The following is a 12043-nucleotide window of genomic DNA, read 5'->3' on the forward strand; positions in this document are numbered from 1 at the left end:
CGCGCCATGGCCCTCGACACCTATCGCCGCAAACGCAATTTCGACGCCACCCCCGAACCGCGCGGCCGCGCCGCCCGCCGGATCGGCCACAGCTATCTCATCCAGAAGCACGCCGCCCGCCGGCTGCATTACGACCTCCGGCTCGAGCTCGACGGCGTGCTGAAGAGCTGGGCGGTGACGCGCGGACCGAGCCTCGTTCCAGGCGAAAAGCGCCTCGCGGTGGAGGTGGAGGACCACCCGCTCGACTATGGCAGCTTCGAGGGCACGATTCCCAAGGGCGAATATGGCGGTGGCACCGTGCTGCTATGGGACACCGGCAGCTGGGAGCCGATCGGCGACCCGCATAAGGGGCTGAAGAAGGGCCATCTCGAATTCCGCATCGACGGCGAGAAGCTGCACGGCCGCTGGCATCTGGTGCGCATGCCGCGCAAGGCCGGCGAGAGCCGGGACAATTGGCTGCTGATCAAAAGCGAGGACGAAGCCGCCCGCGACGCCGGGGCACCGGACATTCTCGAGGAACGCCCGGAATCGGTGAAGACCGGACGCGACCTCGACGCCATCGCCCGCGAGGCGCCGGGCTGGTCGTCGAGGACGGGACGGCTGAAGCCCGATCCGCCCGCCGACCCCGCCCTCGCCTCGGCAAAGGCCCAGGCCAGGAAGACGGGCGGCAAGATGGCGGGGGGCAAAACGGCGGGGGCCAAAACGGCGGCGAGCGGGGCGGGGCGGAAAAGCGCCGCCGCCGTGCCCTTGCCGGACTTCGTGGCGCCGGCGCTGGCGACGCTGGCGGCCAAGGCGCCGGTCGGCGCCGGCTGGGTGCACGAGATCAAGTTCGACGGCTACCGGCTCGAGGCGCGGCTCGATCATGGCGAGGTCCGGCTGCTGACCCGCAGCGGGCTCGACTGGACCGGTCGTTTCGGGGCTGAGCTGGTGGCGGCACTGGCGCGATTGCCGGCCGAGACGGCGCTGATCGACGGCGAGGTGGTGGTGGAGACCGGCTCGGGCGCCTCCAGCTTTTCGGCGCTGCAGCAGGACCTCTCGGAGGGGCGCAGCGACCGGATGCGCTTCTACGCCTTCGATCTCCTGCATCTCGACGGGCGCGACCTCACCGCCGACCCGCTGATCGCGCGCAAAGCCGCCTTGCAGGAGCTCCTCGCCAGGGCCGGCGGCGACGGATCGCTGCCGCTGCGCTTCAGCGAGCATTTCGAGGAAGACGGCGCCACCATGCTGCGCCATGCCTGCCGGCTGAGCCTCGAAGGGCTGGTCTCCAAGCGCCGCGACGGCCGCTACCGTTCCGGCCGCAGCAAGGACTGGCTGAAATCGAAATGCGCCGCGCGGCAGGAATTCGTCATCGGCGGCTATGTGCGCTCCTCCGTCTCCGCCCGTGCCATCGGCTCGCTGGTGCTCGGCGTGTTCGAGAACGGCCGGCTGCGCCATGTCGGGCGGGTCGGCACCGGCTATTCCGCCCGCATGGCGGAAGAGCTGTTCCGCCTCCTGCAGCCGCTGATCCGCGATGGCAGCCCCTTCGCCGATCGGCTGACGGCCGAGGAGAAGCGGGGCGCGGTGTTCGTCGAGCCATCGCTGGTGGCGGAGGTGGAATTCCGCGGCTGGACCGGCGAGCAGCATCTGCGCCATGCTTCCTATCGCGGGCTGCGCGACGACAAGCCGGCCGCCGAGGTGGTGCGGGAAGAGGCCGACCCGGGAAGCAAAGCTGGGGGAGGCAAGCCTGACGGAGGCAAGCCGATGGCCGACAGGTCGATGCCGGCGTCCAAGGTGACGCTCACCCACCCCGACCGGCTGTACTGGCCGGAAGACGGCGTCACCAAGCAGGGGCTGGCGGATTACTACGCGCAGATCTGGCGCTTCATCGCCCCCTTCGTGGTGGCGCGGCCGCTGGCATTGCTGCGCTGCCCGGACGGCATTGCCAAGGCCTGCTTCTTCCAGAAGCACGCCTGGCGCGGCATCAACAAGGCGATCCGGCAGGTCTCCGACCCCAAGGACAAAGGCGGCGATTCATTGCTCAGCATCCGCGACCTCGACGGTCTGATCGCGCTGGTGCAGGCCGGCACGCTGGAGATCCATCCCTGGGGCGCGCCGCTCGGCGGGCTGGAGAAGCCGGACATGCTGATCTTCGACCTCGATCCCGGCGACGGGGTGGGGTGGCCGCAGATGGTGGCCGCGGCGCGGGCGGTGCGGGACAGGCTGCAAGCCGACGGGCTGACGGCGCTGGTGAAGACCTCGGGCGGCAAGGGGCTGCATGTGGTGGTGCCGCTGGCGCCCAAGGCGGGCTGGCCGGCCGCCAAGGCCTATGCCAAGGCGCTCGCCGATGCGATGGCGGCGGAGCAGCCGGACGATTTCATTTCGGTGGCGACCAAGGCCAGGCGCAACGGGCGCATCTTCATCGACTATCTGCGCAATGCGCGCGGGGCCACCGCCGTGGCGCCCTACTCCTCCCGCGCCCGGCCGGGAGCGGCGGTCTCCCTGCCGGTCGGGTGGGAGGAACTCGACCAGCTGACCGGCGCCGCACAGTTCACCATCGCGAACGCACCCACGCGGCTCGCCGAGCGCACGGCCGATCCGTGGGAGGATTTTCGCGCCGCGGCGGTGCCGTTGCCGGCAGGTAAGCGCAAGTCCTGACGCCACCAGATCCTGACGCCACCAGATCCTGACGCCACCAGATCCTGACGCCACCTGACGGCAATCGGCGGATCAACTGCGCCGCGTCGCCTTTTCGGCGGCCAGGCTGCGCTTCAGCGCCTCGGTAATGCTGACGACATTGCCTCTCGTCGCCTCCGGCGCCGGTTCGGAAGCCTTCTTCGCCGCGGCCGGGTGCTTGCGCTTGCGGGCATTGATCAGCTTGCGCAGATTTTCCTGCACCGGGTCCCGCAGCATTGCGGGGTCCCAGGCGCGGCTGCGCGCCGCCACCAGCTCGCCGATCAGCTTGAGCGCCGCAGCGTCCGGCTTGCCGGAGGGTGCCGTACCGAAATAATCGGCGGCCGGACGCACCTCGTCGCCATAATGCAGCGTCCACAGCACGATGCCGCGCTCGCGCGGCTCCAGCAGCACCGCCCGCTCCCGCCGATACAGCACCAGCCGGGCAATGCCGTTCATCTTCGACGCCAGCATCGCCTCGCGGATCACCGAGAAGGCCTCGGCGCCGACCTTGTCGGCCGGAGTGAGGAAATGCGGCTTGTCGTACCAGATCGACGCGACCGAATCCGCCGGCACGAACATGTCGATGTCGATGGTGCGGGTGCTCTCCAGCGCCACCGCGTCGAGTTCGTCCTCCTCCATCAGCACAATGCGGCCGGGCTCGAGCTCGTAGCCCTTGACCTCGTCCTCCTCGCGCACCGCCCGGCCGGTCTCGGCGTCGACGTTGCGGGCCTCGACGCGGTTGCCGCTGGCACGGTTGAGGGTGTGGAAGCGGATCTTTTCGCCCTCGCTCTTCGCCGGCGCCATGGTGACGGCGCAGGTGACCAGCGACAGCTTGAGATAACCTTTCCAGAAATTGCGCCGAGCCATCGCGCCTGCCTCAATTGATCCAGGCGACGACGAGACCGCCGAACACGGTCGCCGCAGCCAGCCAGAAGAGCACGCGGGCGGCCAGCGGCAGCGGCGTGTCGGCGGCATGAGGAGCACGGTGCGCGCCCGGCGCCGCGCCGGCCCGATCGGAGCGTGGAGCGGGCGGCACGCCGTTGCCGCCGCGGCCGCGCCGGAGATCGTCCCGCACGCGGTCGGCATGAAACTGCGAGATGGTCGACATGGGATTGGTCATGGGATCGGCCTCCTTCGATCCATACCCCGCTAACGGCCCAGCGCCGATCACGTTCCACGGCGCCGCCGATGGCAGGTTGGCGAGATCGACCGCCCCGCCGGACCGGCCGATGCCTGCCACCCTGAAATATGGGATGCCCGCCTGCTTCCGGAACCGCCGCTTTTGCGAGCAACGCACGGCGCGCAATCCGGGCTCGCATTTCCCGCTGATGCGGACCGAGGAAAGCGGCGGCTCCATGAAGGGGCGGCCATGATCCGGTCCTCGATTTATGAAGGGCAGATATAGGTCCATGCCGTTTCGGCCGACTAATGACCCAGCGGTACCTCCTCTATATCCCCATCAACGGATCAGGATCAGGACGGGATACCGCTCATGAATATCGAAAGCTCGACGATCGATCGGATCGAACTCAGCCCGCCGCGCCATGTGAAGGCGCGCGCCGCCACGGTGGATCTCGGCGCGCGCTTCGTGGCCTGCCTGGCGATTGGGCTGCTGCTGTCCGGCGCCGCCTCGATCTCACAGGCGGTCTGCTCCTACAACCGGATGGTCGTCTCGGCGGCGGCCGCCACGGAGACGGCGCCCGATGCGCCGGTGGTGATGGCGGCCGGCCCGGCACAGCCGGCGCTCCAGGCGGCGGGGGACCTGTCCGAATCGCTGCCTTGCGACGATGCCGGCCATGTCGCCCCGGCCCGGATGGCCGCGCTCTGACGCTGCCGCTTTCGTCGGTTTACCGCCGAGCGGATGCCTGATCCACGGCGGGATGGTCCGGCACGAGCAAAGCCGCGCCAGCGTCAGCCTGGAGCCGCGCCAGCGTCGGTCTAGAGCCGCGCCAGCGTCATGCCGAGCTTGCCGTCGGCATATTTCTCCAGCGCGGCGATGGCGCCGTCATTGGCGCCGCCATCATTGAAATCGCGGAACAGCGACGCGCCCTCATTGGTGTCCGGCAGACTCGCCAGCCGGTAATCGGGATGCACCACATAGACCGGCACGCCATTGACCGCGCTGTGCCATTTGAACCAGAGATCATCCGCTGTCGGCGCCGCCTTCATCGCGGTGATCATGTCGAGCACCGCGGGATGGAAGAAGGACGGGTGGTAGAGCACGCCGTCCTTGCCGGTCGGCAGCAGGAACACGCTCGGATTGTCGGTGATGGTCTGGCTGGTCCAGTAGCGATAGGGCAAGAAGCCGCCATCGCCCTTCACCATGCGGTGGCCGCGAAACGCCACGATGCAGCGGTGACGGCGATAATAATGCACCAGCGTCGACAACCAGTGCGCCGGATAGATGGTGTCGTCGTCGGCAGTAGCGATCAGCGCTTCCTGCGCCAGCGGATCGGCGAGGATGGGCAGCAATTTGCGGTATGGCCCGGAATTGGGCACGCGGAACCATCTCAGCCGCCGGTCCGCCGCCAGCTCGCGGCAGGCCGGCGGGATGTCCTCGATGCCCTCGTCCAGCAGATAGGGATCGCGCGAGGTGAAGACCCGGATCTCGAAATCCGGGTAATCCTGTAGCAGCAGGCTCGCCAGCGTCAGATGCAGCTTGTCCTGGCGGGCCCGGATCGAGGTGAGCCCAATGATGACCTTTTCCATGTTCTCACTCCGAGCCGAGGCATGCTGAACGGGAGGGCGATGCCGAACGCCGCCGTTCACGACAGCAGGTTTTCCGCCCGCAGCGGCCAGGGGATCGGCACGCCGTCCGGCGTTGGGTCGACGCGGCGGCCGGCGAGCACCGGCACCCGGACGCGCCGGGCGAAGGCATCGCGGAACAGGCCGAGATAGCCCGGCAATGTGCGGTTGACCGCATTGGACAGGCTGGCGGGCGTGGCGAAGCAGAAGGTGAGCGGGCACTCGACATGCGCATGCGCATGGGCGCCATAGGCCGCCTCCAGCCGTTCGCGGAACTCGACGTCGCCGCGCGAGCGCACCGGCGCGAAGCCGCCGATCACGCCGAACACCTCGCGGCGGAACATCGAGGTCATGGTGCCGTCGCCGAGCAGTTCCAGCGTGTGCTCGAACTGCAGGCGGGCCAGCCGGTCGATGCGCAGATGCGCGTTGGTGCACAGTCTGAGGATCGGCGAGCGCGCCAGCGTGCCGACCTGCACTTCCAGCCGCTGCGGATGCGCGTAGTCGTCGCCATCGTGAATGGCGACGAAATCGCCGGTGGCGATCTCCAGCGCGCGGTTGCGGGCGACATAGGGGCCGGAATTGCGCGGCAGCCGCAGGAACACGATGCGCGGATCGCGGGTCGCCAGTTGCTCGATCGCCGCCGCCGGCACCTGGTCGCTGGCGTCGTCGACGAGGATGATCTCGAGGTTCCGGTAGGTCTGGCGCGTCAGCGAATCGAGTGCCGAGGCGAGCAGCGCCGGATCGGGATTGTAGACGCTGACGATGACGCTGATCCGGCCGTGGTCGCGGGTCGCCGCCGGCAGCGGCGGCCGGGCGGAAAAGCCCTCGAACAGTTCGCCGATGGTCTCGCCGGCGAAGGGCAGCGGCGTCACGCCGTGATCCAGCCCCCAGCGCGCGCAGGCCCGCTCCAGCGGCTTCATGTTGCGATGATAGCTGGCGGCGACGATGCCGTTGGCATCGTTGGTCGATTCCAGGCTCTCAATGCCGGCGCCGTCGAAATGGCGGATGGCGACCCGGTCGTCCAGCAGCACGGCAAGCGCCAGCATCTGCTCCGCCGGCGCGCCGGTCGGGTAGCGTACCGCCCCGGGGGGGATACCCAGCCGGGTGATCTCATAGGTATAGGTGCGCAGCTGCGCCAGCAGCTGGCCGGTATCGCGGCGCTCGGCGAAATGCAGGTTGAGCAGGCGGGTGAAGCGCGCGGCGTCGCCGGCGAGCAGCGCCGCGATCAGCCTGTCGGGCAGCGGCGCCGTGAAGCGCACCGTCGCCTCCTCGTCGTCGCGATGCGCGAGCACGGGCTGATCGGCATCGGCGCCGGCCAGCGCCGCGCCGATGACCGCTCCCACCTCGGCATCGCCGAGGAGTTCCCGATGGGTCGAACGCTCGATCATGCCGACCAGCAGCGCCATGGTGCGCGCCGAGGCGTAGCGCCCGCAGGCGGAAACCAGCCGGGCGACCGACCGGTCGTGCGGTTGCAGCAGGATCTCCGCCGCGCTCGCCATTAGCACCGCGGCGAGATCGGCCGGCGGCAATGCCATCGCCGCCGCCTCGAACAGCGGCAGCACCAGATCGGGCGAGCGCGCCGCCAGCGTCGCGACATGCAGCCCGAGCGCCCGGCCGGCCACCTCCTGCAGCCCGACCACCTTGCAGCAATCGAGCAAGCCGAGAATCGCCTCGTCGTCGAGGCGCAGCAGTTCCGATGGCCGTACGAGGCAGTCGCGCAGGTAATTTTCCACCGCGGCCACATGGCCGCGACGGGCACAGCCCTGCAAACGGGCGAAGATATCGGCCGTCGGCGCCATGCCCGTGCCCGCTTCGGCACCAAGCCCGAGCGCGTTGATGAGGGCGACGTCGGCCGCAGGACCGGGCGGCTGGAACATGCCGACGGATTCGGCCGCGCCCGCCCAGTTCTCCAGCACATGGGCGGCAAAGCCCATCTCCCGCGCGGTCACCGACTGCGCGAAGTGCCGCAGCAGCGGCTTGGCGGCGGCATCATTGACCAGCGCCAGCGCCGGATCGCCCTCCCCGACCAGACGGAAGGGATGCGTGGTGGCCATCACGATGCCGGCCGCGTCATCCGCAGCGAAGCGGCGCGCCGTCTCGATCAGGTCCGACAGCCGGTAGCAGCCGCGCGCGCGCAGGCCGAGGAAGCCGCTCAGCACCGCCGAATTGGCGGAGAGCGTGAACTCCCCGAGCGCGGGATTGTAGCGTAGCGCGCTGGTCACCACCGAGCGCTCGCCGGCCATGAGGAACTCGCGCCGGCAGCGCCGGACATAATCGGCCGGATAGTCGAAGGCGCGGCTCATGAAGATGACCGGCGTCGTCTCCGGCAGGCCGGCGTCGAGCAACTCGGCCCAGGCAGTGTCGTCCGGCGCGGCGATGACCCGGGCACCGGGCGGCAGCGCCAGCTCGGCATCCGGGCCGAAATCGTGGACGACGACGCAGCTCGGATCGGCATAGGCCGTCGCCACCGTGGTCTCGGCGCCGAGGAGGAATTCCGGCCCGCTCCAGGACGCCACCAATGCCGGGGCCGCTTCCACCAACGCCTCGGCAGCGGCGGCCGCGTCGGCGCAGACCCGCACCGCCCCATCGGGCTCGCGCGGCAGGTTGCCCGTCGTCACCACGTCCGCGACCCCGCCGGCAAACCGCAGGACGGCGCCGATGCCCGGCCCCCTGGCGGCAAGCAGGCGCGGCCAATAGCCGAGCGCCGGCACCGGCAGCTTGCGCGGCTCGCGCAGCACCACGAAGCAGCGGCATCCCTTCGCCGACCGCTCGATGAAACCGGCGAGTGCGGCGGCATCCTGCGCCGGTGCCTCGGCGGCCGGGATCACCCGGCAGCCGAGCCCGGCCAGGGCCACGAGATGCGCACGCTCCTCCGCACCGAGATCATCACCCGGCACCACGATGGCGATGTCGCCATAGGCCGGACCGCCTTCTTCGCCGGGCGGCAATTGTTCGAGCGTCATCCACAGCGCCACGGCGTCGAAGGCCGAGGCGGCGGCAAGCGGCGTCGCGGGCGCGGAGGCGGCCAGCAGCGGAGCATAGGCGGCCGGCAGATCGCCGCGGCCGGCGAGATCGGTCTCGTCGGCCTTCGCCTCCACCGCCCGCAGCCGCCAGGCCTCCAGCAGCGCGGTGACGAAGGAACGCGAGGCGCCCTCGCTCCACTCGGCGACGAAGGCCTCGTAATCGTACCACCGGGTACGCAGCGCGAAATCCAGCGCCAGGAAACGGTGCAGGGCGGCGCGGCCGCCGCCGCGGGCGATCGAGCGGGCGACGAGATAGGCTTCGGTGATGCGACCGGCGGCGACGAGGCTGTCGATCTCACCGACCCGGCCGACGGTGACGCGGATGCTGGCGAGGTCCACCACCTGCGGCCGGTCGGGCACCAGCGCGCCGCCGCCGACCACGCGCGCCTCCACCAGCGCCAGCGAGGCCTTGCGCAAATTGAGGCTCGACAGATCGAAGCGGAAGCCGACCGGCAGCTCGAACTTGAACTGCGCCTCGCGCGGCTGCACCGGCTGGCTGGCAAAGCTGCGCAGCACCGGCGTGCCGTCGATCAGCAGTTCGATCTCCAGCGGATCGGAGGGATTGGCGAGGTCCACCGCCCAGCCCTCGACGATGGCCGGCGGGGTGAACCGCCAGACGCCGGCGAAGTCCGGGCGGGCGGTGTCGCCTTCGGCCGCCGCGCCGCCGCGGGCGAGGTCGCTCAGGCGCTGGCGCACACGCGGGCTCAGCAGCGGCAGTGCTTCGCCCGGCACCCGGCCGGGCGACCCCTGTGCCGGCGCCGGCGTCTCGGCGACGCCGGGAGCGCCGGCGAGCGGCACCGCATGGGTGCCGATGCGCAGATGGGTCAGCCGGGAGAGTGCCTTGGCGGCATCGAGCTTGCCGAGGCGGGCGCGAGCGATGAAGGGGCTGTCGTCGACCGTGAGTTCAAGGCTGTGACGCGGCGTCTGGTCCTCGAGCAGTTCCACCTTCACCCGCGGCGGGATCGGCGCGCCGGACGTCAGCACCAGCACGGCATCGCCACTGGCGCCGGGCTCGATGCGGGCGGCAAGGCTGTCGCGGACCGGATGCCGGCCGTCGAGCGCCAGCGTCAGCCCGCGCACCAGATTGGCGACCTCGATCCGCGAGGTGAGCCAGGAATCGGCGGTGGCGGTGGACGGCAGGCTGAATTCGAACCGCCCGCGCGGCTCGCCGCCGGGACGGGTGGCGACGGACTGTACCTCTGCCCCATCAATGACCAGGCTGAGTTCCACCGGCAGATCCGGTGCCGAGGTTTCCACCGCCCAGCCGGAGAGCCTGCCCTCGGCGGCCGGCTGCACCTCGCCCAGCAGGCTCGGCGCCTCGGCCTTGGCGAGCTTGAGCTTCTTGCTGCCGAGCGCCACCCGCTCGCCTGCCAGCACATAGACGGCGAACCGGTGCTCGGCATCGTCGAAGATGCCGGCCGGCAGCGCGTTGAAGCGGAAGCCGACATTGCGCCGCGCATCAAGCTGCACCGGCTGGTCGGCCTCCTGCCGATCGACCAGTATGCCGTCGATCTCCAGCTCGACGACGAGCGGACGCCCCATATCGGTCACCCAGCCGACGACGCCGGCGGCGCCGAACTCGGCGACCTCGCCATAGCAGGGACGGCCCTTGACCATGAAGCGGGCCTTGTCGGTGCGCAGCCAGCCATCATGGATCAGGCGGCCCGACTTGCTTTCCTTGAGCGTCAGGCGATGGGTCTCGCCGTCCCAGAACTCGAGCGGCAGGCCGGTGTGGAAGCCCACGCGCAGCGCGGTGCCGACCTGCCCCTCCACATCCTTGCGCACGACGTCGCAGGCGACATCCTTTGCCGGTTTATGGTCGACGAACATCTGCAGGACCAGCGACTGGGCGAGATCCTCGGAATCATAGGCCCAGCCGGTGACGCGCTCGGCGGTGAAGGTGGTGATTCGCGCCCGCAGGCGCCCGTCGCGCTCGCCGACATTCAGGGCGAACTGGCCGCGCGGCACGAGGGAGCCGTCAATGGCCGCCGTTATCTCGACATCGTGCTGTCCGGGAGGAATGGACGGCGGCGGGACGAAGACAAAGCCGTGATTGCCGTGGCCGCCGAATCCCTTGGCAAGATCGGGACGGTGGACGTTGGCGGGGATTTCGAATTCATAGCCAGCGATCGAAATACGAACGATCAGCGTTGTTTCCGGTGAATCAGTATCGAGCAGCCAGCCCCAGATTTCACCTGTGGGCCGGACGCCGTTGACATCACCCTTAATCAGCATGAACAACTCCTCACAAGCCGCTGCCAGCTATAGCAACAGCCGGCGGCAGAACCAAGCAGCGGGAGCGCCTGTCCCGGCGGAGGCACGCGCGCCGCGCCGGGCGCCCGCCCCGAGCCTCGGCACCCTGCCGATCTCCACGGCACATGCGCGATGCCGGGGCCGAGCCCGGCCCGGCTTGCAGGACGCCGCGCCGGTCTCTAAACATCGGCGTCATCCCACAGATGACCCCTGGTGATTTACGAACGTGATTTCCCGTTCCCGTTGCGTCGTGTCTCGGCAAGGCGAGCGGGGGATTTCCAACCCGCCGACCACACAGACAGCGACTTGAGCTTTCCCCGTTTCTGGTGCGTGCCATGAGAACAATTCTGCACGTGGGAACCCACAAGACCGGGACCACCTCGATCCAGCAGTTCGGCAACCGCAGGGCGCAGCAATTGCGCGAGGTGGGGCTGTGGTACCCCGGCTACGACCTGATCGGCCTGAAGCGGCACCCCGGCCATCACGATTTTTCCCATGCGGTGGCCGGCACGCTGTCGACCCTGAGCTTCGAACAGGCCAACGAGTTCATCGCCGCCATCGCTCAGGGCGCCGGCGACGCCAGCCATGTCCTGCTCAGCGCCGAGCCGATCTATCGCCACCTCATTCCCGCCAAGACCAAGAACAGCGCGGAATACTGGGCCGCCCGCGACGCCTACATCGCCCGGCTGGCGGAGGTGACCGCGCCGTTGCAGCCGGAGATCCTGATCGTGCTGCGGCGGCAGGACGATTTTTCCCGGTCGCTGTATCAGGAGAACGTCAAGGCCCGGCATATGAAGCAGGACTTCCGTAGCTTCCTGAAGACCCGCCTGCCGAATTTCCAGTATCTCGAACAGATCAATCTGTTCAAAAAGTACTTTAAAATTGTCGATGTTGCTATTTTCGAGGATCTGGCGGAAAATGGGGAATTGATACGTGATTTTTTCCGCCACATTGGTATCGAAATAGGCAAGATTGACAAGATAGCGGAATTCAACGAAAGCCTCCCTATTGAGCTTGTGGAATTCAAGAGGCAGCTGAACATGACCGGGCTGTCGAAGCAGCAACTGGCTTCGATTTCGCGCGTCTTGTTGGATATTGGGCAACGCACCGACGAGTTTCCGAGGCGTCCGGATCTCGACTGGATTCCCGCCTCGGAGATGACGGCATTCATGGATCGTTTTGCAGAGGCGAATGCGCAGATTTTCGCCATGATGAAGAATCCGCCCCGGCGCGACACGCTCTTCCCTCCCGGACGGGCGCGCACGGAGGTTTTCGGGGAACTCTCCATGGAGCGTTTCAAAGCTATCAACGCACTGGTATTGCAGCGAGTACTGGCGGGGAGCGCGGCTTAAGCCTCCCGGTATTTGAGC

The 12043-nt window shown here is 68.8% G+C and carries 7 protein-coding genes; 3 read left to right on the forward strand and 4 right to left on the reverse strand.

The window, feature by feature from the left end; all coding sequences use genetic code 11:
* Positions 1 to 6 precede the first annotated feature (6 nt).
* Positions 7 to 2634 carry a DNA ligase D gene (gene ligD, locus J2X65_RS03405; protein WP_310198018.1) on the forward strand — a complete coding sequence of 876 codons (2628 nt, stop codon included), beginning with the start codon at positions 7 to 9 and terminating at the stop codon, positions 2632 to 2634.
* A 72-nt stretch (positions 2635 to 2706) separates the two neighbouring features.
* On the opposite strand, the gene J2X65_RS03410 is transcribed toward ligD, so the two are convergent.
* A complete protein-coding gene (locus tag J2X65_RS03410) occupies positions 2707 to 3519 on the reverse strand; it encodes a Ku protein (protein WP_310198021.1) in 813 nt (270 codons plus the stop codon).
* A gap of 10 nt (positions 3520 to 3529) precedes the next feature.
* Entirely contained in the window at positions 3530 to 3772 is a 243-nt protein-coding gene (locus tag J2X65_RS03415) for a hypothetical protein (RefSeq protein WP_310198023.1), read from the reverse strand.
* A 372-nt stretch (positions 3773 to 4144) separates the two neighbouring features.
* On the opposite strand from J2X65_RS03415, the gene J2X65_RS03420 reads away from it, so the two are divergent.
* A complete protein-coding gene (locus J2X65_RS03420; protein ID WP_310198025.1) occupies positions 4145 to 4480 on the forward strand; it encodes a hypothetical protein in 336 nt (111 codons plus the stop codon).
* 110 nt (positions 4481 to 4590) lie between these two features.
* Here J2X65_RS03420 and J2X65_RS03425 read toward each other — a convergent pair whose 3' ends face one another.
* Positions 4591 to 5361: a glycosyltransferase family A protein gene (locus tag J2X65_RS03425; RefSeq protein WP_310198028.1), complete on the reverse strand. Its 771-nt coding sequence runs from the start codon at positions 5359 to 5361 to the stop codon at positions 4591 to 4593.
* A 56-nt stretch (positions 5362 to 5417) separates the two neighbouring features.
* Positions 5418 to 10655 carry a glycosyltransferase family A protein gene (locus J2X65_RS03430; RefSeq protein ID WP_310198030.1) on the reverse strand — a complete coding sequence of 1746 codons (5238 nt, stop codon included), beginning with the start codon at positions 10653 to 10655 and terminating at the stop codon, positions 5418 to 5420.
* A 353-nt stretch (positions 10656 to 11008) separates the two neighbouring features.
* On the opposite strand from J2X65_RS03430, the gene J2X65_RS03435 reads away from it, so the two are divergent.
* On the forward strand, positions 11009 to 12025 hold the full coding sequence (locus tag J2X65_RS03435; RefSeq protein ID WP_310198032.1) for a hypothetical protein: 1017 nt from the start codon (positions 11009 to 11011) through the stop codon (positions 12023 to 12025).
* Positions 12026 to 12043: the final 18 nt, after the last annotated feature.

The organism is Ancylobacter sp. 3268 (assembly GCF_031456575.1).
Lineage (GTDB): Bacteria > Pseudomonadota > Alphaproteobacteria > Rhizobiales > Xanthobacteraceae > Ancylobacter.

Excerpts from the sequence above, each read along its gene's own strand:
- J2X65_RS03420 (WP_310198025.1), top strand. The coding sequence starts at position 4,145 with ATGAATATCGAAAGCTCGACGATCGATCGGATCGAACTCAGCCCGCCG.
- J2X65_RS03410 (WP_310198021.1), bottom strand. The coding sequence starts at position 3,519 with ATGGCTCGGCGCAATTTCTGGAAAGGTTATCTCAAGCTGTCGCTGGTC.
- J2X65_RS03435 (WP_310198032.1), top strand. The coding sequence starts at position 11,009 with ATGAGAACAATTCTGCACGTGGGAACCCACAAGACCGGGACCACCTCG.
- J2X65_RS03425 (WP_310198028.1), bottom strand. The coding sequence starts at position 5,361 with ATGGAAAAGGTCATCATTGGGCTCACCTCGATCCGGGCCCGCCAGGAC.
- J2X65_RS03415 (WP_310198023.1), bottom strand. The coding sequence starts at position 3,772 with ATGACCAATCCCATGTCGACCATCTCGCAGTTTCATGCCGACCGCGTG.
- ligD (WP_310198018.1), top strand. The coding sequence starts at position 7 with ATGGCCCTCGACACCTATCGCCGCAAACGCAATTTCGACGCCACCCCC.
- J2X65_RS03430 (WP_310198030.1), bottom strand. The coding sequence starts at position 10,655 with ATGCTGATTAAGGGTGATGTCAACGGCGTCCGGCCCACAGGTGAAATC.